This is a genomic window from Sporosarcina sp. P19, from assembly GCF_002743165.1.
GTDB classification, from domain to species: domain Bacteria; phylum Bacillota; class Bacilli; order Bacillales_A; family Planococcaceae; genus Sporosarcina; species Sporosarcina ureae.
Genome location: NZ_PDYR01000004.1, coordinates 55,349 through 81,737, shown reverse-complemented (window position 1 = coordinate 81,737; position 26,389 = coordinate 55,349). Strand labels below are relative to the sequence as shown.

The 26,389-nt window shown below is 40.2% G+C and carries 25 protein-coding genes; 10 read left to right on the top strand and 15 right to left on the bottom strand.

The window, feature by feature from the left end; genetic code table 11:
- Positions 1–17: 17 nt before the first annotated feature.
- Entirely contained in the window at positions 18–245 is a 228-nt protein-coding gene (locus CSV74_RS06470) for a group-specific protein (RefSeq protein ID WP_099691036.1), read from the bottom strand.
- 130 nt (positions 246–375) lie between these two features.
- On the opposite strand from CSV74_RS06470, the gene CSV74_RS06465 reads away from it, so the two are divergent.
- The 6 genes from CSV74_RS06465 (at position 376) to CSV74_RS06440 (ending at position 5,658) form a co-directional block, all read left to right on the top strand.
- Positions 376–1,704: a TrkH family potassium uptake protein gene (locus CSV74_RS06465; RefSeq protein WP_099691035.1), complete on the top strand. Its 1,329-nt coding sequence runs from the start codon at positions 376–378 to the stop codon at positions 1,702–1,704.
- A gap of 124 nt (positions 1,705–1,828) precedes the next feature.
- Positions 1,829–2,200 (top strand): GntR family transcriptional regulator, encoded by a 372-nt coding sequence (locus CSV74_RS06460; protein WP_029054319.1) that lies wholly within the window; start codon positions 1,829–1,831, stop codon positions 2,198–2,200.
- A 5-nt stretch (positions 2,201–2,205) separates the two neighbouring features.
- On the top strand, positions 2,206–3,066 hold the full coding sequence (locus CSV74_RS06455; RefSeq protein WP_099691034.1) for an ABC transporter ATP-binding protein: 861 nt from the start codon (positions 2,206–2,208) through the stop codon (positions 3,064–3,066).
- Complete coding sequence (locus CSV74_RS06450; RefSeq protein WP_099691033.1) at positions 3,063–3,734, top strand: ABC-2 transporter permease; 672 nt, start codon at positions 3,063–3,065, stop codon at positions 3,732–3,734. Before CSV74_RS06455 ends, CSV74_RS06450 begins: the two co-directional genes overlap by 4 nt.
- 84 nt (positions 3,735–3,818) lie before the next feature.
- Positions 3,819–4,742 carry an ABC transporter ATP-binding protein gene (locus CSV74_RS06445; RefSeq protein WP_099691032.1) on the top strand — a complete coding sequence of 308 codons (924 nt, stop codon included), beginning with the start codon at positions 3,819–3,821 and terminating at the stop codon, positions 4,740–4,742.
- On the top strand, positions 4,720–5,658 hold the full coding sequence (locus CSV74_RS06440) for an ABC transporter permease (RefSeq protein WP_099691031.1): 939 nt from the start codon (positions 4,720–4,722) through the stop codon (positions 5,656–5,658). The genes CSV74_RS06445 and CSV74_RS06440 overlap by 23 nt, the downstream gene beginning before the upstream one ends.
- A gap of 83 nt (positions 5,659–5,741) precedes the next feature.
- Here the strand turns inward: CSV74_RS06440 and CSV74_RS06435 are convergent, their stop codons facing one another.
- Both CSV74_RS06435 and CSV74_RS06430 read right to left on the bottom strand, forming a co-directional pair.
- The gene (locus tag CSV74_RS06435; RefSeq protein WP_099691030.1) at positions 5,742–7,196 is read right to left on the bottom strand and encodes a protein adenylyltransferase SelO; all 1,455 of its coding nucleotides are present in this window, start codon (positions 7,194–7,196) and stop codon (positions 5,742–5,744) included.
- Positions 7,197–7,451: 255 nt separating this feature from the next.
- Positions 7,452–8,309, bottom strand: a complete 858-nt coding sequence (locus tag CSV74_RS06430) for a YitT family protein (protein WP_029054328.1) — start codon at positions 8,307–8,309, stop codon at positions 7,452–7,454.
- Between the two features lie 158 nt (positions 8,310–8,467).
- On the opposite strand from CSV74_RS06430, the gene CSV74_RS06425 reads away from it, so the two are divergent.
- Positions 8,468–10,243, top strand: coding sequence for a multicopper oxidase family protein (locus tag CSV74_RS06425; RefSeq protein ID WP_099691029.1), 1,776 nt, complete (start codon positions 8,468–8,470; stop codon positions 10,241–10,243).
- Positions 10,244–10,274: 31 nt separating this feature from the next.
- Here the strand turns inward: CSV74_RS06425 and CSV74_RS06420 are convergent, their stop codons facing one another.
- Together CSV74_RS06420 and CSV74_RS06415 are read right to left on the bottom strand one after the other, a co-directional pair.
- Positions 10,275–13,178, bottom strand: a complete 2,904-nt coding sequence (locus CSV74_RS06420) for a DEAD/DEAH box helicase (protein WP_099691028.1) — start codon at positions 13,176–13,178, stop codon at positions 10,275–10,277.
- 24 nt (positions 13,179–13,202) lie between these two features.
- A complete protein-coding gene (locus CSV74_RS06415) occupies positions 13,203–13,595 on the bottom strand; it encodes a (deoxy)nucleoside triphosphate pyrophosphohydrolase (protein WP_099691027.1) in 393 nt (130 codons plus the stop codon).
- A 155-nt stretch (positions 13,596–13,750) separates the two neighbouring features.
- Between CSV74_RS06415 and CSV74_RS06410 the strand changes: the two genes are divergently transcribed.
- Complete coding sequence (locus tag CSV74_RS06410; RefSeq protein ID WP_099691136.1) at positions 13,751–14,539, top strand: TspO/MBR family protein; 789 nt, start codon at positions 13,751–13,753, stop codon at positions 14,537–14,539.
- A 543-nt stretch (positions 14,540–15,082) separates the two neighbouring features.
- Positions 15,083–15,619, top strand: coding sequence for an ECF transporter S component (locus CSV74_RS06405; protein WP_029054333.1), 537 nt, complete (start codon positions 15,083–15,085; stop codon positions 15,617–15,619).
- Positions 15,620–15,661: 42 nt separating this feature from the next.
- Here the strand turns inward: CSV74_RS06405 and CSV74_RS06400 are convergent, their stop codons facing one another.
- The 5 genes from CSV74_RS06400 to CSV74_RS06380 form a co-directional block, all read right to left on the bottom strand.
- Entirely contained in the window at positions 15,662–16,369 is a 708-nt protein-coding gene (locus CSV74_RS06400; RefSeq protein ID WP_099691026.1) for an ABC transporter permease, read from the bottom strand.
- Complete coding sequence (locus CSV74_RS06395; protein WP_029054335.1) at positions 16,366–17,214, bottom strand: ABC transporter ATP-binding protein; 849 nt, start codon at positions 17,212–17,214, stop codon at positions 16,366–16,368. The genes CSV74_RS06400 and CSV74_RS06395 overlap by 4 nt, the downstream gene beginning before the upstream one ends.
- A 225-nt stretch (positions 17,215–17,439) precedes the next feature.
- Entirely contained in the window at positions 17,440–18,462 is a 1,023-nt protein-coding gene (locus tag CSV74_RS06390) for a LytTR family transcriptional regulator DNA-binding domain-containing protein (RefSeq protein WP_029054336.1), read from the bottom strand.
- Between the two features lie 241 nt (positions 18,463–18,703).
- The gene (locus tag CSV74_RS06385) at positions 18,704–20,215 is read right to left on the bottom strand and encodes a malate:quinone oxidoreductase (protein WP_099691025.1); all 1,512 of its coding nucleotides are present in this window, start codon (positions 20,213–20,215) and stop codon (positions 18,704–18,706) included.
- Between the two features lie 245 nt (positions 20,216–20,460).
- On the bottom strand, positions 20,461–21,654 hold the full coding sequence (locus CSV74_RS06380) for a DUF4317 domain-containing protein (protein WP_099691024.1): 1,194 nt from the start codon (positions 21,652–21,654) through the stop codon (positions 20,461–20,463).
- 162 nt (positions 21,655–21,816) lie between these two features.
- Here CSV74_RS06380 and CSV74_RS06375 point away from each other — a divergent pair, with 162 nt between their 5' ends.
- On the top strand, positions 21,817–22,239 hold the full coding sequence (locus CSV74_RS06375) for an organic hydroperoxide resistance protein (RefSeq protein ID WP_099691023.1): 423 nt from the start codon (positions 21,817–21,819) through the stop codon (positions 22,237–22,239).
- A 95-nt stretch (positions 22,240–22,334) separates the two neighbouring features.
- On the opposite strand, the gene CSV74_RS06370 is transcribed toward CSV74_RS06375, so the two are convergent.
- From CSV74_RS06370 to CSV74_RS06350, 5 genes are all read right to left on the bottom strand, one after another.
- Entirely contained in the window at positions 22,335–23,081 is a 747-nt protein-coding gene (locus CSV74_RS06370; RefSeq protein WP_099691022.1) for an alpha/beta hydrolase, read from the bottom strand.
- Between the two features lie 19 nt (positions 23,082–23,100).
- The gene (locus CSV74_RS06365; protein WP_029054341.1) at positions 23,101–23,721 is read right to left on the bottom strand and encodes an NUDIX hydrolase; all 621 of its coding nucleotides are present in this window, start codon (positions 23,719–23,721) and stop codon (positions 23,101–23,103) included.
- Positions 23,722–23,831: 110 nt separating this feature from the next.
- The gene (gene srtB / locus CSV74_RS06360) at positions 23,832–24,605 is read right to left on the bottom strand and encodes a class B sortase (protein WP_099691021.1); all 774 of its coding nucleotides are present in this window, start codon (positions 24,603–24,605) and stop codon (positions 23,832–23,834) included.
- 11 nt (positions 24,606–24,616) lie between these two features.
- The gene (locus tag CSV74_RS06355) at positions 24,617–25,387 is read right to left on the bottom strand and encodes an ABC transporter ATP-binding protein (protein WP_099691020.1); all 771 of its coding nucleotides are present in this window, start codon (positions 25,385–25,387) and stop codon (positions 24,617–24,619) included.
- Between the two features lie 6 nt (positions 25,388–25,393).
- Positions 25,394–26,359, bottom strand: coding sequence for a FecCD family ABC transporter permease (locus tag CSV74_RS06350; protein WP_099691019.1), 966 nt, complete (start codon positions 26,357–26,359; stop codon positions 25,394–25,396).
- Between the last annotated feature and the right edge of the window lie 30 nt (positions 26,360–26,389).

The following is a 26,389-nucleotide window of genomic DNA, read 5'->3' as shown; positions in this document are numbered from 1 at the left end:
TAGACGGATCGTCTAGCTTATAGAAATAACTGTTGCATTTTAGTATTACGTTCTGCACGTTCTTCTTCTGTTGCCAAGTCATATTTTTTTAACAAATGAAATACCACATTCAATGCCTCTTGACTCAATGGTTTGCTTAAAAACAACTCACAGCTTTCCACTAATTCTTCTGGCATGAAGGATTGCTGCTCTGCTAATTTTTCTACAACTTCTTGTTGCGTATGATCAATTGCACAGTTGCTCATCTGGATTCACTCCCTTGTTCACACTGTATCATATTTTTTAATGAACTTAAAACGAAGACTTGTTGCTAATTTTGTAAGAGCTACGAGTCTTTTTGTTATTTTATTCGATCTACCTGGAGATGAAAAGATCATGACAGCTATTAAAAAACGTAGGAAAACTTTTTCTCCTCCTGCTCTTATAGCCTCATCTTTCCTATTTACTATAGTAATCGGTACCTTACTATTAAAATTACCGATAGCTACACATAAACCAATTAGCTGGATTGATGCACTTTTCACTGCCACGTCCGCTACAACTGTAACTGGACTGAGCGTCTTTGATATCACCGCTACACTCACCATTTTCGGAGAAGTCGTGTTGCTCATACTGATTCAAATAGGCGGCGTCGGATTAATGGCATTTGCCGTTGCAGTGCTCATTATTTTAGGTAGAAAAGTTGGTATGACCAACCGCATATTCATCCAGGAAACATTCAACTATCAGTCCATTGGTGGAACCGTTCGCTTTGTAGGTGAAATCTTAACGTTCGTGATTGTAATAGAAAGTATTGCATTTATCGCATTATGCACTGTATGGATACCTGAGTTTGGCTGGAAACAAGGAATGTACTACAGTGTATTCCATGTAGTATCTGCGTTTAATAACGCTGGGTTTTCATTATTTCCGGACAATTTGAGTTCGTTTGCAGGTAATCCTATTATTACAATTATCCTTTCTGGTTTATTTATTATTGGAGGAATCGGCTTTATTGTAGTGAAGGACATCCTTCTAAAGAGATCTATTCAACAATGGACACTACACACGAAAATGATGATATTCGGCACGCTGATCGTGAACGTTATTGCTACGCTCTTCTTATTCATCTTGGAGTTTCATAATGAAAAGACAATTGGCAGTTTGAGTTTTATTGACAAGCTTTGGACGTCATACTTCCAAGCCGTGACACCACGTACTGCCGGATTCAATATGATTGTCGTCGGAGATATGGAGGAGTCTTCCCTCTTACTGACACTTCTTCTCATGTTTATTGGTGGGGGCAGCGCATCTACCGCTTCCGGAATAAAGTTAACGACCTTTATGGTTATTTTACTGGCAACGATCTCTTACTTTAGGGGAATAAAAGAACCGCATATTTTCCATCGTACCATCAAGTCCGAAGTCATATTTCGTTCTATGGCTATAGGGGCGGTTAGCTCTGTAATTATCTTTCTCGCTTTATTTTTGCTGACTGTTACTGAAAAGATGCCATTCCTGCCTTTATTATTTGAGACAGTCTCTGCTTTTGCAACAGTAGGACTTTCATTAGGCATTACAGGAAACATTAGCCCTGCAGGTGAAGTAATTCTTTGTTTCGTTATGTTTCTAGGCCGCATCGGCCCATTAACATTATTTTTCTTACTCATTCACACTAAAAAAGAAACTTTTCATTATTCGTACGATCAAGTGCAAACAGGTTAATTGATAGTAACTGCTCATATTGAAAAACTCCAGAACTCTATTCTGGGGTTTTTTTATGGTTGACTCAACTGTCACACACTGTGTATACTGTACATATACAGTATAAGAAGAAAGGGGTGATGTATTGAATATTGTCATCTCCAATTCGGTGAACCAACCGATCTATCTGCAAATTAAAAACCAGTTGAAAGAGCAGATTTTATTAGGGACACTGAAAGAGAAAGAGGCACTGCCTTCTATACGTAAATTAGCGAAAGACCTGCAGATTAGTGTCATCACAACGAAAAAGGCTTATGAAGAACTGGAACGGGATGGACTTATTGAGACTTTTCCAGGCAAAGGATCATTTGTTGCTGCGCAGAATCACGAGCTATTAAAAGAAGAACAGTTAAAGAAAATTGAAGAACAGCTGATGAACGTTATTGAGGATGGGCGAGCTTTTGACGTAAGTCTTGAAGAGTTAATTCATATGCTGACATTTCTATATAAGGAGTGAAGAGAATGGAAAATATAGTGGAAGTACGAGGTCTGACCAAACAGTTTAAGGGCTTTGCACTGAATAATCTCAACTTCGATATTAAAAAAGGATTCATTACGGGATTCATTGGGGCAAATGGTGCTGGGAAAACAACGACCATTCGCTGTTTGATGGATTTAATTCGAGCTGATCAAGGAGAAATACGTTTGTTTGGCGAGTCGCATAAAAACCACACGGTGGAGATCAAGGAGCGCATAGGTTTCGTGTATGATGCAGATTTCTATTATGAAGAACTGACTATCGAGAAAAATAAAAGGATTCTTGCCCCCTTCTATGCCAAGTGGGACGATGAACTATTCTATTACTATCTGAGAAAGTTTCAGTTGAATACAGCCCAACGCATAAAGCATTTATCGAAAGGTATGCGAATGAAGTTTTCACTTGCAATGGCTCTTTCCCACCATCCAGATTTTATCGTTATGGATGAACCAACAGCCGGTCTGGATCCAATCGTCCGACGCGAACTACTCGATATGATGCAAGACCTCATACAAGATGAAGAAAAGGCTATCTTCTTTTCAACGCATATTACGACTGACTTGGAGAAAATAGCAGATTTCATTGTTTTCATTCATCAGGGCGAGATTATCTTTCAAGGTGAGAAAGACGAATTCACCGAACGTTATGTATTGGTCAAAGGTACAACAGATCAGCGTACTCTGCTTGATGGACTCCCTGTAATTGGACTGCGTACTACAGATGTCGGCTTTGAATGTTTGGCAGATACTGCCGAGATTCCTTTAGATCACCTGTCAAAATTATTTATTGAAAAACCGACACTCGAAGACATTATGTATTACACCGGAAGGAGAGAATTCGAATGAATGCTTTGATCCGAAAAGATTTATACACACAAAAGACGAGTACTTACCTTATTTCGGCTCTGTGGTTCATTATCTTTACAAACTTTTTTACGGATGGTCAACCTGTACGTCATGTTTTACTTCTAATCTTCGTCGCTTATTTCATAGCTATTTCAACAAGTAACAAGGCGTTTGAGAAAGAATCGGTCTTACTAAACAGCCTTCCGGTTACAAGAAAACAATTCGTACTGGCGAAGTATGCATCTGCTATCATCTGGTTCGGTCTGTCAACGGTGGCTGTGCTGTTTTATATCTTCTTGTTCGATACATTTGCTCCATTTCCTACCCGGATGATGACAATGCCTGAATTACTCATCGCGCTTGGATTCTTTTACCTCATCATTTCCCTCTTTTATCCGCTGCAATTCAAGGCGGGCTATGTACTGGCGTCTTCTTTAACAATTGCCTTGCCGTTACTGAGCATGATGTCATTTAGAATCATCTTAAATATTATGGAAAATCCAAGAATGGTGGCAGAACAAAAATTCTTTCTGCAAACCGCAGACCTTATTACTACCAATCAATGGACAATCGCACTCTCCGTTCTACTAATTAGCGCCTTACTGACATGGTTATCCATACTATTATCCATACGAATCATACACAAAACAGATTTTGATCATGCGTAATTTATTAAACCAAATAACTTTTGCAAATAAAAATCGTTAGTTAGTATAGGAAGAATGTTAGTAATTAATGAAAAGAGAGGATGTATGAATATAAAACCCATAGTTGAATTACAAAATCTGACGAAAGTCATTGGCAACAAGAAAATTATTGATGATGTTAGTTTGTCATTATACCCCGGACAGATTACTGGATTTCTCGGACCTAACGGAGCAGGTAAAACTACAACCATTCGAATGATGGTCGGTTTGATGAAACGTACAAGCGGCGAGATTCTGATTGATGGAAGACCACTTTCGGAAAACTTTGAAGAGGGTCTGTCAAAAGTCGGTGTCATTGTTGAAAATCCTGAAATGTATAAGTTCATGTCGGGCTATAAAAATCTGTTGCATTTCGCACGTATGCAGAAAAATATTAGTAAAGAACGAATCAATGAAGTCGTTAGACAAGTAGGATTAGAACAGCGTATTCATGAAAAGGTCTCCACTTACTCGCTAGGTATGCGGCAACGTCTTGGTCTAGCGCAAGCTTTATTGCATCGTCCAAAATTCCTAATCTTAGATGAACCGACAAACGGACTGGATCCTGCAGGCATTCGGGAATTCCGTCAGCATTTACGGGCTATAGCTGAAACGGAAGGTGTTTCTGTCTTCGTTTCGAGCCATATGCTCTCGGAAATCGAATTAATGTGCGACCGAATTGCTGTAATTCAAAACGGCCGGCTAGTTGACATACGAGATATGTCAGAAACTGCGCAATCTCATTACTATTTCGAACTGTCACCTACTGAAAAAGCACACGGCCTGTTGGTGTCCAATGGTTTTACGCCAAAATTATTGCCGGTTGGATTGGTACTGCAGGTCGAAAAAGATCAGGTTCCATTCATTGTACAGCTACTGACAGCCAATGAAATCGAAGTGTTCGCTGTGCAACCGCACCGGAAAACATTAGAGGATCAGTTCCTAGAAATGACGGGAGGCGGACAGATTGCTGAATCTTATACAAAATGAATGGATGAAACTATGGTCTAAAAAAGGTACGTGGATTATGACGATTTTGCTAATCGCTGCTGTCATTGGTGTTATGGGGATAACCAAATGGGTAAACAACCAGAACACTACACAGCCGACCGATTGGAAGTCTAGTGCACAAGAACAAATAAACTATATAAATGAAGCTACTCAGCTGGATTTACCAGAGATGGAACGCAAGCAAAATGAAGAGACTATTAAGATTTTGGAATATCGTTTAGCAAATGATATCCCGCCTCTCGCAGAAGACGGCCGGGAATCTCTAATTATCAATCCTGTAGGGGTTGGTAGCCTTGTCGTACTACTTACAGTCATTGTAGCAGCAGGCATCGTAGCTTCCGAATTTTCTCAAGGCACAATTAAAATGTTGTTGACACGACCAGTGAGCCGTTGGAAAATCATGACGTCAAAATACGTAACGGTTCTTTTGTTTGGTGTCTTACTAATGGTTATTGGATTTGCGGTAACTATTATGAGTGCGTACATCCTGTTCCCTTCAGGAGTAGGTCAGGAACTGAAATGGGATGGCAATGCAATTGTGCCCGTTTCCATATGGGGACACGGTTTGTATATGCTGATTCTTTCTTTCGCTAACGTTATCATCACCGCCACTTTCGCATTCATGATTGGTAGCGTCTTCCGCTCAAACGGCATGGCAATCGGCCTATCATTATTCATTTTCTTTACAGGTAACACCATTGTCCTATTGCTTTCACAGTATGAAATTGTGAAGTATCTCGTATTTACACATATGAATCTGACGATGTATGAAACAAATTCTGTATTCGTGGATGGTATCACTATGCCATTCTCGCTTGTAGTATTAGCGTCATATTTAGTAGTTTTCTTAGTAATTAGCTACACTGTGTTTACGAAACGGGATATTACCGCATAATATTTTCGTTTTAGATGTTGATCGTACTCCATACAAAAAGATGCCCTATTGAAGTGTTGTCACTTTCAATGGGGCATCTCATTTTATGTTCCGCAATATGTTTGAAAAGTAGTTCCGTCTTCTGGCGGATTCACGTATTCTTCTTGTTCAGCCGTATATGCATAAGGGTTTTTGAGAACTTCAAGTAGCTTCATAAACGGCTGCATATCGCCAGCTTCAGCTGCCTGTAACGCCTCTTCCACCCTATGGTTTCTCGGAATGACCGATGGATTATGTCGCTTCATCAAAGCTTCTACTGATTGTGTATCTTCCGACTGACGTTGTAGCCTATCACCCCAGCGCCCTTTCCACTCTAAAAAGTCCGGCTCATGGAACCACTCTTCTTGCTGTCCAAGCGTCAATGAACGGAAAGTATTTGTAAAATCAGCCTGATGATCTTTCATGACAGCTAACAAATCTTTTACCAATGTTTCATCGGCTTCCTCTTCATTAAACAAGCCTAATTTGGACCTCATACCTGCCAACCATTCCGCGCCGTAAATTCTGGCGAAATTGGAAAGCTTGCTCTCCGCCAGTTTCACTGCTTCCGCTTGCTCTTCGTGAAGCAATGGTAAAAGTGTTTCGGCAAAACGGGTAAGATTCCATTCTGCTATACCAGGTTGATTGCGGTAAGAATAGCGCCCTTGCACGTCAATTGAGCTAAAGACGGTTTGCGGGTCATAGCTATCCATAAATGCGCACGGCCCATAGTCAATGGTCTCGCCACTAATAGCCATATTGTCTGTATTCATCACACCATGAATGAAGCCGGTAAGCTGCCAATTCACGAGCAAAAATGCCTGACGCTTTATGACTTGTTCTAGTAGTGCTACATAAGGGTGGGACTCTGATTCCACTTCAGGGAAATGACGTTGAATTGTGTAATCTGCAAGTGCACGTAAATCTTCGACTACTTGTCTGGCTGCCGCATATTGGAACGTTCCGACACGTAAGTGACTCGAAGCAACTCTTGTCAACACGGCTCCTGTCAAAGCTGTTTCACGTAAAACAGGCTCTCCTGTTACCGTGACGGCTAAACTACGTGTTGTAGGGATATTCAGTCCATGCATCGCTTCGCTAATCAAATACTCACGTAACATAGGCCCGAGAGCCGCACGTCCGTCTCCACCGCGCGAATAGGGTGTCCTTCCTGATCCCTTCAATTGAATATCCACTTTTTTCCCTTCTGGCGTCAGGTGCTCTCCTAACAGCATGGCACGCCCGTCACCTAGCGTGGTGAAATTACCGAATTGATGACCTGCATAGGCCTGAGCAATAGGTTCTATTCCTTCAAGTTTTTCATTTCCAGCAAAAACAGCGATTGCTTCTTCGGAATGCAATTGTTTTTCATCCAACCCAAGCGAGACCGCCAGTTCATCATTAGTCAGAACCAATTGCGGTGAGCTGACGGTATTTGGTTCCACTACTGTATAAAATGTTTCAGGTAGTTCACGGTAACTGCACTCGACTTTCCAACCGATATTTTGATTACGTTTCATATGTTTTTCTTCCTTTCCATATGATGCCCTAGTATGAATGACTTTTATTTATTGTGCCTTATTTTACTTAACTCACTATTCTATATCCAGACGCATGTATTGTATCATTCCGGTTATCGATCAGCCAAAGCTTTTGAATTAATGAAGTCGCTTCCAACATCTATCAGCCAACCTACATTGAGCTTATGACCGAGTAAACAGTATGATCATAAAAAAGCTATCCGAGACATCACTTGGTGTCCAGGATAGCTTTCTTCAATATACCTTTGATAGTGAAAATCCTCTACCGAGAATTTCAGATGCGTTTAGGAATACGACAAATGCCTGTGGTTCTTCCTCTCTCAGGATCTTCTTCAGATAAATCGCTTCCGCTTGTTCTACCACACATAAAATCATGGTCTTCTCTTGATTGGAAAAGCCGCCTACGGAGCGTACTTTAGTCAACCCACGGTCAATTTCTTCTTTAATAATCGTCTGGATACGCTCTTCATTATCCGAAATAATCAATACTAGTTTTGATTGGGATGTTTGTAATTGCACAAAGTCAATTACCTTACTCGTCACAAAAATCGCCATCATCGCAAATAATGCCAATTCCAAATTAAACACGATGGCAGAAGCAATCACAACTAATCCATCTACGAGTAATTGCGCATAACCACTGGACAAACCCGTATATTTCTTAACAATTTGCGCCACGGTCGCAAGTCCTCCAGTCGATCCATTTCCTCGATAGACGATTCCAAGCCCTACGCCTAACATAATCCCCCCATAGATTGCGGACAATAAAGGATTATCAATTGTCGAAGGGATGTCAGCAGTCAGCCAAATGGTTAGCGGAACAAAAAATGTTCCCACTAATGTTTTCAGACTAAAATCCTTACCAAGAAGAATTAAACCTATAAAAAATATCGGTATATTGATAAGCCACTGCACAAAGGCAGGTTCAAATCTATACATCTCATATAGAATAGTACTTACTCCAGATACGCCTCCAGCTGCGAGTCTTGCTGGTAATAAAAATATATTAAAAGCTAAACCGACTAAAATGGATCCAATCACAATCCAAACGTATTCTATCAGCAGCTTTTTCTTTGGTGAACGGGTCTTCATTCATAATACCTCCCTATCGTGATGAGCTAAAAGCACTTTTGCTATTTTACATCATATGTTGAGCTATGAATAGCCTATCATTAGTTTATAGGCATAAGTGGTCCCCCTCGTGCATCTACTAGTTTTGATAGTAACTTCACTTGGAAGGAAGCGATGTATTGAAATTAACACCGTTTATTGATCAACTACCTATCCCTCAATATCTTACTCCACACGAGAGGCATAAGTGCTTCTCGTACTATGAAATTGGCATGAAGGAATTTTTTCATGAGTTTCATTCAGAGTTGGCACCTACAAAGATCTGGGGATATGAGGGGCAATTCCCTGGCCCCCTAGTCAACGTGAACAGCGGTGAGTGTGCACATATCAAGTGGAAGAACGAACTACCTGATCAACATTTTCTACCGATTGATAGAACACTCCACGGTTCAAGCGAACATATGCCAGATGTTCGTACAGTAGTGCATTTACACGGAGCAGAAGTAGAGCCGGAAAGCGACGGACATCCTGAAGCATGGTTTACGAATAACTATCATACAGTCGGTGCTCTATTTGATTCTCCTGTTTATAAATATAATAATAATCAGCGCGCTGCCACACTCTGGTATCATGACCATGCGGTCGGCATTACGCGTTTGAACGTCTATGCAGGACTGGTTGGAATGTATATCATCCGTGATGAAGAAGAACGTAAACTGAACCTTCCTTCTGGTGCGTATGAAATTCCACTCATTATCGCTGACCGTGGTTTTAACGAAGATGGTTCCTTATTTTATTCAGATACAACAAATGTTAGACCAGGACCTGTACAGCCCGGATTGACATTCCCACATCCATCCGTCACACCTGGTGAAGCGTTTGAAAACATCACAGTCAACGGTAAGGTCTGGCCATACTTAGAAGTAGAGCCGCGAAAATACCGATTCCGCATATTGAACGCTTCAAATGAACGCTTTTACAAAATGAACTTATCAAACGGTCAGAAGATCATACAAATTGGCTCAGACGGTGGATTATTGGAAACGCCTGTATATATGGATGAGTTAACCATTGCACCTGCTGAACGGATGGACGTTATTATTGACTTCTCCAAACTGGCACCCGATGATACGATCATATTAGAAAATACTGCAGCCACTCCGTTTGATTTCCCATCGCCAATAGGCACTCCGCCTGATCCTGAAACCGATGGGCAGATTATGCAGTTCAGGTTGGTTGAATTAACAGGGCCAGATACGAGCAACGTTCCCGCTATACTCAGCAATATACCCAAACTACGGGAATGCGACGCCGCTCGAACACGCGACATTACACTGGATGCAGACATCGATGAATATGGTCGTTTAAAGTTCTTGTTTAATAATAAAGGTTTCATGGAACGAATCGATTTCAAGCCTAAACTGAATGATACAGAGATCTGGCGCATCATCAACACGGCTGGCGCAACGCACCCTATACACATCCACTTGGTCCAATTCCAGATTCTCGACCGCATCCCATTTGACGCCCAAGGTTTCATAGCGAATGGTTTACTCAATTTTACAGGCCCCCCTGTACAACCAGACGTAAATGAACGAGGCTGGAAAGATGTCGTGCAGTCTCCACCTGGGTTTGTGACACGGGTCATTATGCGTTTTGCTCCATTCACCGGTCGCTATATGCTTCATTGTCATATTTTAGAGCACGAAGATCATGATATGATGCGGCAATTCGAAGTAGTAGAGCGAAAATGTGACTGCAAAACCAACTGCATATGTAAGGAGCATAAACCAAAACGTACATGTGAGTGCAATAAAAAGTGTACATGTCGCGGCAAGTGTACATGTAAAAAGTCATGTACTTGCAAGAAAAAGAAATCAAAAGAAGAACGTCGTCATAAAAAGTGCCCTACGTGCCCACCTTGTTCCGAGACGTATCGATGCGAATGTGAATGAATGAAAGCCCGCGAGATATCTCGCGGGCTTTTTAGGCTTCTATCAAATAATCATAAAGTTTATTTTCTACTGGGTGTTCCATTACCATATTCATATGGACTACTGGCAAACGCTTACCTTTGCCGTCTATCATATGGTCTTCCGCAACACTTTGCCGGTCAGGTAGGCCTTTACCCAAATAATAGAAGTCCGTTCCCTCGTCGTCATCTTTCTTTACGAATAGATGAATATCAATATTCTTTTCCTTAGCCTGAATAATAGTTTGAACTTCATTCGATCGTAGTGTTCGGTTACTGCGCGTATACCATTTGAATAATTCAGGGTTAATGAATTCATCACCATAATCCACACTGGATTCTACTTCTCCGTGCTTATGATACGTTACGAATATAGGGCAAGTGCCATGTTTTGTCTTATAGCCATACATCGTTGAACTCTCATCTGCCTGCCAATTCAATAATTTACATACATCTTTACGTGAATATTTTGCATGTAGCGTTAACTTGTTTGCGCAATCGTATACTTTCGACTTTTCCTTCGCACTGCGCAACACGTCTGCAATTAGAAATACTACGTACGAATCATGTTCAATACTTTGTTGCATTTTTTCGTTGAATGTGAACACTTGGTCGTGATCCATCGTAATAATCGCTTGATTTCCGTATTTCTTTTGGGCATTTTGTGTAAAAAACGATAAGTCATAGATTCGCATGATGGATTCGATCGTATCGTCATCAACTTGACAGCCTGTAGTTTCTAGCTCGTAGATGAATTCGTCCAAACGAACACTTCCCTTAGTGAGCAACATCTGAGCTAGCACTACTTCATGAATCCGTTTGCCATTGATCAATTCCATAGAGAACATTGTTAATACCTGACTTTCATACGGTGTAATTGTTGGAATAGGATCTTCTGTAGATTTAACTTTCATTAGAAAGTCAAAGTAATTATTGTGTTTGTTTATAATAACGACTGGATCGATGGAGTGCTGTTCGATAAAGTCATATAGATAAGGCACTCTACCAATTTTATTCCTCAGATTCTGATAAGCATCTTTCAAGATTTTTAAAGACGTTAAATTACTGTTGTTGATTGCGTTAAAAATACGCTTCTGTGCAACTTCTTCAAAATTTATTGTCGAAACGCCCTTAATATAACTAGTATCTTTCATATTGCGTCGAACATTATCTTTATTCATCGAGCGGTCACCAGACAACGCAATTGGAATCAAATAGTTATTGGCATAGTTTCCGATAAAATCAATAACCGTAACGAATGGCTTATTTTGATCTTTGCGTAGTCCCCGTCCTAGTTGTTGAATGAAAATGATACTGGACTGTGTTTGTCTAAGCATGACCACCTGATTGATACTTGGGATATCGATACCTTCATTGAAAATATCCACAGTCAGTATATAATCGAGTTCGCCATTTTCCAACTGGCCGACTCTTCGCATGCGCTCATCATACGAATCATCCCCCGTTAATGCTACGGTTCTATAGCCACGTAAGTTCAACTCTCTTGATAATTCACGCGCCTCTTCTTTTCGACTGCAAAACATTAAGCCCCTCACTTGATCACCGGCATGACTATAATAGGCAACTTTTTCAATGACATGCTCTACACGTTCATTCGTTACCAATTTAGAAAGAACCGTGTGGTCACCAATTAGCTCACCATCTATTTCAAAATCCGTGACGCCAAAATAATGAAACGGACACAACATATCTTCTTCCAGTGCTTCCTGAAGACGGATTTCATAAGCAATATTATAATCGAAGAGCTCGTATATGTTGAAATCGTCTGTTCGTTCAGGTGTCGCGGTCATCCCCATTAGAAACTTAGGTGTGAAATAGTCCATCACACGCAAATAGCTCGCCGCACCCGCTTTATGTACTTCATCAATTAAAATATAATCAAAGTCTTCTGGGTTAAAGTCCTGAAGGTTTTCGGGCTTGGACAACGTTTGGATACTTGCAAACACATACTTCTTATCCGACTGGCGACTCGCCCCAACATACAATCCAAAATCTTCGTCGATTCCCCCGAGTACCCGCTTGAAATCTTGCATAGCTTTCTTCAAGATTTGCTCTCTATGCACAATGAATAGCATACGTTTGGGTGCAAATTTACGTACATCAAACGCAGATAGATACGTCTTCCCTGTACCTGTTGCCGAAATGACCAGCCCTTTATCCTCACCGTTCGCACGCACCGCTTCAATACTTGCAAGGGCCGCCTGTTGCATGTTATTTGGTGTAATCTCTAACGCCTGTTCTAGTGCATTGGTTTGATAGGTGGATGGGTGCTCAAATATTTGAGCACCGCTTATCCGATCTGCATGTTCCTGATAAACCGTTTCATAGTGTTCAATCCACTCTTCAGTTAATACATTGGCATCTGACCAAACATCCTCAAACTGATCTTTAAAATGATAGACAATTTCCCCATCACGATGAGACGTCAGTTTCACATTCCACTCATAATTCACTTGTAGCGCATGTGCTGTTAAGTTTGAACTGCCTACAATTAATGAATATTGATCACCTTGCTGAAAAATATAACCCTTTGAATGAAAGCCTTCCTTTTCAGTAAGACGTACTTCTACATTCGGAATGTTTAGAAGCTCACGAAATACTTTTGGCTGATTGAAGTATAAGTAAGTAGATGTAATGATTCGGCCGTTTACGCCCCGTTTATGTAAATCGTAAAACAAAGACTTAAGTGTAGCCAGTCCGCTTTCTGTGATAAATGCCACTGAAAATAAGAATTGTTCACAGTGTCGAAGTTCATCCTGAATCGAGGATAGCACCGTCGTATTCTTTATTGAATTATTCACCAATAGCTCCGGTTTATAACTGCCATTCTGATTATGTTCTTTATTCACAAACCCCTTATGCAAAGACGCTTCTAGTTGCCGAATAAAATCTCCCATCCCACAGACACCTCTTTCCAAATACTATTGATTTTCCAGTTTTTCAATCGCCGGTATATCCGCAGGTGCCCAATCCAGCGTGTGTAACTGTTCTTTTGCAATCCAGCGTAATTCTGCATGTTCTGTCACCACAGGCTTTCCTTTCACAATCTTCGCCATGAACGTTTCTAATCGAACAATGACTTTTTCGTATTCATATGTAGTGTCTTCTACTGCTTCCCCTACAGTAATGGTGCAACCCAGTTCTTCTTGAATCTCTCGTCGCAGTGCTTCCTGATGTGTTTCCCCCGTTTCTATTTTACCTCCTGGGAACTCCCAATAATTCGGCAGTGTCATCATAGGACTACGAAGTGCAGCTAACACTTCACCTCTCTCGTTTTCAATCACTGCTCCCACTACATGTACATTTTTCTTCATGTATTCAGACCTCCATTTTATTACCAATCCATTTGGGATCCATTATACCATCAACCTCTATTAAATGAAGAAGGCTTCCCATGTTTCACACTGCATTAAACCAGGAATACTTAACTATGGACTACACTATAATGAAACAAAGTGGAGGTGAAGAAATGAAACAAAAGAAAACATCTATACTTTTACGCGTAGCTATTGTTATCACTTATGCAATCTTGATCACAGCAAATGCATTGGCCAATATCATTCCTCTAAATGGACAAACGACTGGTGAGCTATCAGATAAATACGGAAATTTATTTACGCCCGCAGGATTTACGTTTTCTATTTGGAGTGTAATCTACTTACTGTTATTATTTCATGTCATCTATCAACTTGGTCTTTTTCAAGAGAAGAAGAAGAATCCACAACTACTTAGTCAAGTAGGCATATGGTTCTGTATCTCCTCTGTATTGAATGCATCATGGATTTTCTTATGGCATTATGAATATCTGTTACTTTCCGTTATCGTCATGTTACTGATGTTGCTGACATTAATAAAAATCAATACCATCACATTCGATGCTTCGTTGACTCGCAGAGAAGCATTCTTCATTAAACTTCCATTCAGCATCTATTTTGGGTGGATTACAATCGCTACGATTGCAAACATTACCGCTTTTCTCGTTTCTATTGAGTGGGACGGATTGGGCTTATCTGACGTCACATGGACGATTATCATTTTATTCGTAGGAGCTGCTATCGGGATTCTAACTACGATCCGACGTCAGGATATAGCCTACGCACTTGTATTGATTTGGGCATATTACGGGATATATTCTAAGCACACTTCGGAAAGTGGATTTAATGGAGAGTATTCTTCTATTATCTTGTCTATATTAATCTGTTTGGGACTTATAACTTTGACCATTGTACTCGTTGCAGTAAAAAAACTACGCAAATAAAAAAGCGCAAAGGAGTAGGCAATTGCCTATTCCTTTGCGTCAAATATTTGTGCCATCAGGTCGTGTTATCATACAATACCCAATACTTACATACTACTACAAAAACCTATCGTGATGAATATAATAGTCTTTCCAATCGGAGTCAATTCAATCGTTGCGCACGTCTACCGATATAATTTACTGAGGAACAACTGGTTCGAGTAGCGATTTCAGACGTACTACCATCTATAAACTCCTTTTATAAACCTCGACTAAATCTTCTGCGTGTCGGAGTCAAATAGCGTTGACTCACCTTGTCCTACCTACACCCATTCCGTGTACTTGTATCATTTCCTTCACTTTCTTACTTCTATTACCACATAACATATAGTTAGTGGATATATATACCACAAAACTTACACAACTAATGTAGCGAGTGTTTTCAAAATATGTAAAAGTCTCCTGTTCTGACCCCTTAAATTTATTATAAATTGACTCTTTCTAAAGTATCAGATTGCCTTTATTCTAAATTTACTACTTTTATACGTGAGGAAGATTCAGACTATGCAAAAAACACAGAGCTATCCAGCACAACGAACGAAGACGTTTGACTTAATACTGACATCCATGCTTGCATCACTCGTGTTCGTCGCTACTCTTTTACTCAATATTAAGCTGCCTCTAGGAAACGGTGGATTAATCCATCTCGGTACTGCCATGTTGTTCATTGTCTCCATTTTATTTGGACCGAAGAAAGGTATGATTGCAGGAGCTGTTGGAATGGGCTTGTTCGATCTTGTCAGCGGTTGGGCTTTATGGGCACCGATTACAATTCTGACACGCGGACTGCAAGGTTATATTGTAGGTAAAGTCGCTTGGTCCAATGGCCGTAAAGGAACTAGCTTTAAATACAATCTACTCGCAATGTTAGTATCCATACCATTCACAATTGCTGGTTATTATATCGGGGAAAGTGTTCTATATAACAGTTTAATTATCCCGCTTGCTTCCATTCCAGGCGACCTGGTCCAATGTGCAGTAGGCATCGCTATTGCTATACCGGTTTGTGCGATGTTGAAGAAGGTTTCTATGTTTAAATAGGAAAAGCAAACCCTTGCTACATGGGTTTGCTTTTCTTTTCATTTAATCAACCATTTTCTTTTGATAAATAATACGTGTTAGCAAGAATATTAAAATTGTCCAAGCTAAAATAATAAACAGCTCCAATAACACGTCCACAAAACCAGCTCCTGCTTCTACTTTTGTAGCCAGTTCAATCAATTGAACATTCGGCAAGTACATACCTATTTTGAGAATCGGGTACTGATCGATAATCATCGGAAGAAATGACCCTAAGGAGAAAATAGCAAATACCGGCATCACAATGATTGAAGCTTCCAATACTGACTTTGAAAACAGTCCGAGCAATGTTCCCAATGCAATATAGAAAAATGTACTTAAAAAGAATGCAGTGAAGATTACACTAATATTAGCCGGCCTATAGTCAGAAAGATACGCAGTAACTACTACAACAAACATGGTAAGTATGAATGTTAGTAAGCTTTTCCCGCCAAGAATCTCAGCGGTACTTGCAGGCGATAGCATAAGACCCCTTAGTGTATTCTTCTCTTTCTCTTCAGCGATCAGACAACATTGAATAAATGTAGCAATCATTACGAATGCCAAGTTGATCAACATAAATTGACTTTCTATTGAATTAACACCCGTCCTTCCATATAAAGCTGCTAATCCAATAGGCAAGATGAGAACAGTAGAAACGTACAAATTCCGTGAAAAATCCTTGAAGTCTTTCATTAATATTGCATTCATTCTCTTCATTGAAACTATCATGTCAATTCCCTCCCAGTCACTTTCATAAATATTTCTCCCAAAGTAGGTTCATTGGAATGAACCGTTATGACTTGATTGTTGTTCATATAGTGATACAAACGATCTGCCCCTTCACTCCCCGCCGGTAGCATAACTTTTTCTCCTGTCACCAATTCTATGGTGATTGTTAAATCAGAGAACCGCTGCTTAAGCTTTTCGGGAGTATCGAGTAGCTGAATCCTTCCTTGATCTAAAAAGGCAATTCGATCACACAAAAGTTCTGCTTCCTGCATGTCATGAGTAGTGAGGAATATAGTTGTTCCTCCTTTATTGAGAGCGCGCAGACCCTCGTGTATATGAAAAGAGTTTCCAGGGTCAAGTGCAGACGTTGGTTCATCAAGAAACAGTAATTCAGGTTTATGAATCAATGCTCGTGCCAATATTACACGCTGCATCATTCCCTTTGATAATGTAGAAATTCGCTTCGTCTTATCATCCTTTAAGTTCACTGTATTGAGAACAACATTAATTTCCGAATATGGAATATTATATAAATCACAATACAACTTTAAATTGTCATGTATCGATAGTCTTTCATAGAGCCCACTATTATCTGTAACCACCCCAAAGCGACTGCGATATTTTGACTTCTTCAACTGAGTGATCGACTCTCCAAAAATCTCTGCTGTTCCACTTGTAGGCTCTAATTGGCCAGTCAGTATTTTAATAGTAGTTGTTTTACCAGATCCACTCGGTCCTAAAAAGCCAAATATCTCTCCTCTCTTCACATGAAAATCTACACTTTCAATTGCACTTTGATTTCCAAATAATTTAGCTAACTTCTTTACCTCAATAATATTTACCATTTCCATTCTCCTCATTATTTGCCGTATGTCTTCTTCACACTTTTAGATTAAGGGAAATAATCATTGGTCACATCATATTTCCAATGAAAGGAGATTTACGGATGGTGAATGGAGCACATAAAACGTTGAATCGATAGCTAATTAAGCTGAAATCATGACGATTCCTTACAGTGAGAGATATGTATATGAATATATTACCCGGGAAATATATTTATTTTCACAGAGTTAGAGTCCAAGCATCTCTTTCAACTCTGCCATTTTCGTTTTAGATAAAGGTATTGTCGATTTTTCTTTATCATCCAAAACGAGACTATAACTATTTCTTGTCCAAGTAATTACCTCACGCACCTTTTGCAAGTTAACAATATAAGAGCGATGACAACGGAAGAAACCAAATGGTAGTAATCGACCTTCTAGTTCATTCAATGTAAAATTAGCCGGGAAAGACTCACCCTTTATGTGCAGAAATGATTGTCCCTCACTGCTTTCAATATAATCAATTTCAGTTGGATCAAATAAAACAATTTTGTCATTTACTTTTGTCGGGATTTTTTCAAAACGAACCGGTTGTATGGATTCCTCCAAGGTTATTGTTTCATCAATAGTAGGTTGTTCTTCTGACATATCATGTGTATGAATAGCATGTAAACCATTTTCATCCAAACGAAAGATCTGATCAGCTACAGTGACAGCACTCTCCATGTTTCCTGTTAAAACCAATGCACCTTTTTCCTTCTTTTTAAGCTCTTGTAAAACAGTCAAAAAAATACGCTTCGATTCGAGATCAAGATTTTGATCTGCTTCCTCAAAAATATAGACGTCTGGATTTTGCACAAGTAAACAAGCTAGTTGAACACGTTTGCTTTCTGAATAAGAAAGCTTCTTTATTTTCATTTTTCGTTTTGATCGTAATTGCACAATACCAATTACTTCATCTACAGACAGCGTTGATGAATAGAGCCGTTTAGTAAAATTAATCATTTCTTCAATAGTCAAACGCTCGTATAAACCGTTGTCTAAAAACAGGAATCCTAGTGATTGTTTGCATTCAGTATATTGATCACCTACTATTTTAACTTCTCCACTCGAAGGCGTGGTATCTCCTAACAGTAATCCCATTAATTGTTCACGGACATTTACACTGGAGTAGATTGCTACTCCTTGGCCGGGATGTATCGATAAATTAAAAGAAGAAAAAATTATGGAATCATGTATACGTTTTTCTACACTGATAAATTGAAGTGACATAAATCTACCCCTCATTTCCTGAACTTTCATCATAATTATAGCAGTTTATAGATTGAATTATTTCCGAATTATGTATGTGGTTGCAAATTAACTGTATATCCAAATTTCTTTACTTGTATAGAATTTTAATTTCCCGAAACATAGTAAACGAGTATTTACTATTTCCTTACTTCATTAGAACCGAAATAAAAAACGCACTACTACGAAATACATCGTAGTAGTGCGTTTTTAATTCTAACTATTAGTTATGAACTGTTTCTTTTTCTAGCTCATTTTCGGTTAGCTTCAATATCTTGGAAGTAGATGCATGCATGTCCTTCAATAATTCAGGATGCTCTGCTAATGCTTTACCGTATGAAGGTATCATTTCTTTCAACTTCGGCTCCCAATCGCTTACTTGTCCTGGGAAGCACTTGTTAATAAGATCCAGCATAACTGCCACTGCAGTAGATGCTCCTGGAGATGCTCCAAGTAACGCTGCAATAGAACCATCCTGATCCGTTACAAGCTCTGTACCAAATTGAAGCGTACCTTTGCCGTTCGGAGTATCTTTGATGACTTGTACGCGTTGACCTGCCGTCCATAGATCCCAATCTTCGCTTTTCGCGTCAGGAATAAACTCGCGGAGTTCATTAATACGTTGTTCTTTTGTTTGTACTACTTGTTCTACCAAGTATTTAGTCAACGACAGATTTTTTGCACCACATGCAAGCATTGTCGTAAGGTTATTTGGTTTCACAGAACCAATAAGGTCCATCATGGATCCTTCTTTCAAGAACTTCGGTGTGAAGCCCGCGAACGGTCCGAATAGCAAGGACTTCTCGCCATCAATATAACGAGTATCCAAGTGCGGAACGGACATAGGTGGTGCACCAACTTTTGCTTTCCCGTATACTTTCGCGTGATGTTTTGCAATTACGTCTGGATTTTTACAGACCATGAAGACACCACTGATTGGGAATCCACCGATATGCTTACTTTCAGGTATACCTGTTTTCTGTAGCAATGGAAGACTTCCGCCTCCGCCACCAATGAAAACAAATTTAGTCTTATGGAATTCAAGCTTGCCATCTTTATTATTTTTTATTTTTAATTCCCATTCGCCGTCACTTGTACGTTTGATATCTTCCACTTGATGACCGTAGTTTACATCAACGCCCACTTTTTGCATATGCTCGATTAACATACGAGTCAATGCACCAAAGTTTACGTCTGTACCTGTGTCGATTTTTGTTGCAGCAATTGCTTCATCAACAGTACGGTCTTTCATGATCAACGGAATCCATTCTTTTAGTTTCTCCGGATCTTCGGAAAACTCCATTCCTTCGAATAGTGGATTTGCTGTCATCGCTTCAAAGCGTTTCTTCAAATACGTCACATTGTCTTCACCTTGTACAAGACTCATGTGTGGCAGTGGCATAATAAATTTCTCAGGATCTTTAATTAAGTTTTTCTCTACTAGATGGGACCAAAATTGCATAGATAATTGGAACTGTTCATTAACTTTAACCGCTTTTGCGATATCTACAGTCCCATCCGGTCTTTCGGAAGTATAATTCAGTTCACACAATGCTGCGTGTCCTGTTCCCGCATTATTCATCTCATGCGAACTCTCTTCCCCTGCTTTATCTAATTTCTCAAATAACGAGATGTTCCAGTCAGGCGCTAATTCTTTCAACATTGTTCCTAGCGTTGCACTCATAATTCCGGCACCAATTAATATAACATCTGATTTAGTTTGTCTATTACTCATTTTGACCTTCCTTATATGTGAAATTTACAGAATCGTAAATGTTCCTAAATAAGGCGTCACAGCATACATGGCGCGTACTAGGAGCACTTTATTCTGTCTCAGTTTAACCATACATCTACTACCATCTTTTCTATTATACATCAAATATAACTTGGTTTAAAGGGACTTGTTTATTTGTCGGGATTAAGCCAGCAATGTGTCGAATTTTCAACTACTTTGCGGATTGGATTCAATTATGGCTATTTTCATGTCAATAAATCTTCCGATATCACTTTGAATCCTTCAATAATTGTATCCTCTTCTACTTCAATCAAAATGCATTGCTTGCCATCGTAGTTCACTTGTTTCACATACTTCAAGTCTTGTGGACTGATTGAAATGTTCGCTACTTTAGTTTCGATCTTAATCGATTTCGACGTATAACTTGGGACGATGTGAGATGCTTTCATTTCATAAGAAGTGTCATCCACTATGGTCTGGAAAGCTGTTTCTACAGACTCTGTATTCACGTAGTCGACACCGCTCATTTTCAATACACGCTCTATTTGCTTCGCATCAATTGCTGGCGGCTCTTCCGGTTCTTCCTCTTCTTCATCCGCTACAGTTAAACGGTAGATAGCTTCATATACATTTCCTAGTGTTTCCGTGTCTACTTCACCACCAACTACTTGTTTCACGATCTCTTCGAAAACAGCCTTATCGTCCGCAGCAGTAACCACTTCTTCTCCATTCAGGACATGCTCTATGAACGCATAATCCGGCTTATTCGCTTTACCCGCAGCATACAATACATGATTGACATCAGCTGAATTGTCTGTAAAGCAAGGGAATAAAAAGCCGCCTATTGGTGACGCAAGATTAATGATTGGATCGAGCATCGTATTTGATTTGAATTCACGCTCCTGAAAATCAAATACAATGGAGCGCTTCGGCAAGTCTGTATGATTCATACTGCATAGAATAAATGGTGTCGTAAACACTTCATCCCGCATATCAATTTCCGTCTCTTCACTGTTACGCTTAGTCTTCTTAAAGTAGTTTCCACGAATAAATGTCACGACGAGATCCTTTTCGTATTGGACATCTTTCACCATCTTGAGTGCTAGATGTTGCATCTCTTCTTTCCATTCTTCGGCTTCTTCCGCATGCAACCCTTCATACAAAATCTTTTGTGCGTGATCCTCGGTATTCTCTTCATTCTGACGTTCGAACTTCACTTCAAATAACTTCATGCCTAGTTTACCACCGAGCACCTTTTTGAAATTCGTCATGAACAATTCCTGTTGCTCACGGTCAAGCAAAGCAAAAGCCTGACTTTCTTCATGGTAAATCTCACTGCTTTCCTGCCTAATGTACACATGGTAAATGTCAGTGATCGTCAAAAGATCTGTATCTAATTTAAATCGTTTACGGATATCTGCAATATCATTTTTGTTCATTTCGTGTTCCCACTTCCTAACTAATTTAACTAAATGTATTCACTACGTTGGATGACGTTACTATACACGTACATAAAAGATTAAAGAATTCACACATAATTATCCAATATTCGGGTACGCAATGGAGTGAGACTAAAAAATTAGACAAGGGGTAGTGATTTCATGTCAGAAAAATTATTTACATCCACAGCAACTGCTAACGGAGGAAGAGAAGGCCATGTAGTATCCTCCGACAAAGTAGTCGAATTCGATACGGCAATGCCAGGTACAAAAAGAGCGAAAGAATTAGAGAACTCTACCAACCCTGAGCAATTATTCGCTGCAGGTTATGCAGCTTGTTTCGACAGCGCACTTCAACTCGTCGCAAGCAAAGAACGTGTTAAATTTTCATCGGAAGTCACAGCTAACGTCAGCCTGTGCAAAGATGAGACAGACGGCGGCTTCAAGCTAGAAGTTGAGTTACAAGTGACAGGCACAGACATCGAAAAGGCTCAACTAGAAGAGCTAGTAGAAAAAGCACACCACGTCTGCCCATATTCCAAAGCAACTAGAGACAATATTGAAGTGACACTAACAGTACTTTAATTCTACATTCTAAAAATAAAGCTACAGGCTGTGCTGGAAAACATGCATACACGACTTCTTGCACAGCCTTTTATTTCACTAAAAGATATTTTCTACTACTCCAACCCCTCAAGTAATTCCACAATCGCAGCAGAAGTCTGCATAATCTGCTCTTCATTCGATATAGTAGCTTTACCGTCACCCTTCTGCTCGCCATAATCACCAAAACCTGCATGATTACCGCCCTCTATCTCAATGAATTTTGCATCACTAGGCATACTAGACTTAGCTGCCTGAATAGCCTCCGCATCCGCCACCTCATCCTGACTCGCCGAAATCGACAAAATATCCACCGACGCTTCACTCAAATCCGTATGACTTCCAGGATAAGAAGCCAGCAACACAAGCGCAGAAATCTTTTCATGACGAGATGCATAATCCGATGCTGTCACACCGCCTAAAGAATGCCCGCCTATTATCCATGTATCTATTCCAGGATAATTACGTATCACTTTATCGGCTCGGTCAGGCGATAAGATCGCCATCTTGAGCGGCAAGTGAGGAATAATTACGGTATAGCCTTGTTTAGCAATTTCCTTGGCCATCGGTGCGTATGCTTCAGCTTCCACTTTTGCACCTTGATAGAAAATAAAACCGATGTTTTTCTTATTTGATGTAGGTTCAAACACTAGCTCTTTACCATTCTCAACCGCTACATCTGAATCTGATTGTACATTTTCTTCCGCGTAAGACTGCGCTGTATAATAAGTACTGGCGAATATAAAGAAACCAACTACAATCATTAACAGGAAAATTGCTAGTCCGACGAACAACTTGAATTTCCATGTCCTCTTTTGTTTCATACTTGATCCTCATTCCAGTTTATTTCTTCACGATATCGATAAAATGCTTTAACACTCTAGCCGTCAATCCCCAAACTGTATAATTACCATACTCATAAAACCATTCTTCAAGAGAATGACTTCTGAATTTATACCGATCTCCATTCATAATCTTTTCGAACGGGAAGTTTTTAGGCGGTGCTGTTTCAATTGCTACCATATGCATGTATGGCTCATGTTCCGCAAGCCACTTTAATGGAATTGAGAATACCTCCTCCACCTCGTCTTTATTATAGCTTCGAATAATTTCATGATAATCAACAACCGCCACGAACGGATAGACGACAAATGAAGGCGACGCAATATACGGACTTAGCTCTCCTATCATCTGTACGGTCTTCGGATCAACTCCGAGCTCTTCGTGCATCTCCCGTAAAGCTGCTTCCATAGGTGACGCATCCGTTACATCGATTTTGCCACCTGGAAAACTGATGTCTCCTGGCTGTTTCCTCATCGTGAAGGCACGCACCTCAAACAGTACATGCCATTCCCCTTCCGCTTCTACTAACGGAATAATTACAGCGGAACGGAATGCAGTATCTTCTCCGATGAATAAAGATTTATTTTCATATAACTTACTTTGCAGTCGATCCAAGTCCATGAAGTCCCCCACCTCATCGTTTTATCCTATCGTATCATTACCAGACGAATCGTTAAAGAAATTAAAAGGAGCTACCCTGTAAGAGCAACTCCTCATTCTATCTATATACGTTAGCGCTTCACTAATTTCCCCTGCACTACATAGCGTTTATCTTTACTATTCACAGAGTTATTGCAAGTCGACAGTGTCACAATCCGATCATCCACCCCTACTTCAACAGGCATATCAATTAGAGAACGCGATTCTACTTCCTCTAGAAACTCCGAAAATTGCTCGTCCGTCTGAAAATCTGTTTCGATATAATAAAAGTCAATCGTCGTTTCGTATGCTGCAAATACTTCAATATCATACCCTTCATACAATGTATCGAAATAAATAACGGGATGTTCGTCTGCATAGTCTTGATCTCCAAATTTCTTCAAGCTACCGAACATCGTATCGTTTCGCATCGCATGACCATAAAGGACCGTGTTGTGGCTCATATCCGTAATATCATTCCGATAGTCCATGAAGACACTGCCTGCGCGACTATTTTCTCGTGTGAAGTTACGATTTAAATAAAAGTCGTTGTCTTCAGCTTGCAAGATCGGATTATGCAAATTGGTACCTTCTACTGAAATCCAACCCACGATATCTTGATTCACTTTATTTAATTCTTCAAATTGTGGACGCATCGAATCATCTTCCGAGGGATCTTTTTTGGCGTCTTCCGTTACAGCAACCTGAGCTGTACTTTCTAACGCCGTCTCGTACATCTGTTGCGTTTCCTTCAATGAGCTGGCTGATTCCACGTATGTATACAAATACTGCACGAGTAAATAGCCTGAGTAGAGAAAGACTGCCAGGTAAACGAGTGGCATCAGTTTCGACAGGCGTTTCTTCATCAGCTTACCTCCTAAATACCAAGAGACATCATATAAAGACCTAATTCGTCATCTTCCTTGAAGACAGCGTTAACTCCATATACTTCTTTGATGACATCTTTTGTAATGATTTCACGTGGCGGACCTTCTGCAATGATTCGACCATTCTTCATCATAATAATCTCATCACTGTACCGAATCGCCTGATTGATATCATGCAATACCATGACAATCGTTAATCCATAGTCTTCGTTTAGTGATTTTACAAGCTCCAATAATTCAATCTGATAATAAATATCCAAATAAGTTGTGGGCTCATCTAGGCACAGTATTTCTGACTGCTGTGCTAGTGCCATCGCAATCCATACACGCTGACGCTCTCCACCCGATAATGCTTCTAAGTCATTATGGCGTTTGTCTGTTAGATTCGTCACGGACAATGCCCAGTCTATTGCCTTGCGATCCTCTTCTTGGTTTCGCTGCAATAACGTTTTATGTGGCAACCGACCAAAGCCGACCAGTTTTTCAATCGTCAAATCTTTTGGCACTTCATTCTGCTGATAAACAATCGCTAACTTCTTCGCAAACTCTTTCGGCTTAAACATTACTAAATCACGATTTTCCAGTGATACCGTCCCCGACTTCGGTATATTACTTCGTGAAAGTACACTTAGTAATGTCGATTTCCCACAACCATTTGGTCCGATGATCGTTGTCACTTTGCCTTTAGAAATAGACGTCGAGACATCATCCAAGTGATTGTTTATATTATCATGCGATACAATAATGCGCTTCATTTCCATAACAGGTCACTCTTTTCGCAGTAAGAATATTAAGAACGGTCCGCCGATGATCGCCATCAACGTCGAAGCAGGTATTTCAAGCGGCGCCACGATCGTTCTACCGAGCGTATCAGCCAACAAAATTATCAATGCTCCTAAAAGCGCTGTGAACGGTATAAGCACCTTATGGTCATAGCCTACTAATCTGCGGGCAATATGCGGTACAAGTAAACCGACGAATGAAATCACACCCGCCACTACGACCGAAATCGCTGCTAGTAAAACAGCTACTGCCGCAATGAGTAAACGAGCACGCGCGACATGGAAGCCGATACTCTTTGCGGTCTTATCCTGTAGCACTAATAAGTTACACCAGCTGTACAATGCAAATGCCAGAACCAATCCGATAGTTCCGTATGTCGCAATGGTCAATACATCGCTCCATGTACGCATCGTTAAATTCGAACCAATCACACTTGAGGCTGAGACATTCAACGAACCACCAAAGCTAATGAACGCTTCGGTGAGACCAGTGAACATTGCATTGATCGCAATTCCCACAAGAATTAATTTCAACGGGCTAAGACCTGATTTCCACGATAATGCAAAGACCAGAAAACACGCGAAGGCCCCACCCATAAATGCAAATAAAGGCGTCATGAAAAAGAGCGCCGGAAAGAACGAAATAATGAATAACTGCACGAATGCAGCACCGGAAGATATCCCGATAATTCCTGCATCCGCAAGGGGGTTACGCATTACAGACTGCAACAAGACACCCGATACTGACAATGCCGCGCCTGCAAATAACGCCACAATCATCCGCGGAAAGCGCAAGTCACGAACTGCTTCCATCTGACTGTTGCCCTGTTCAAAGAGCGCACCGAAAAATTCAAAGAACCCCATTTTAATACTACCTGTCGTAGCCGAATATACGATGGTTACGACGAGCAGTAGGGATACGATTACATAACTAGCAATTCTTTTTCTCATGACGGCCTTCCTTTTCAAACGAAATTCATC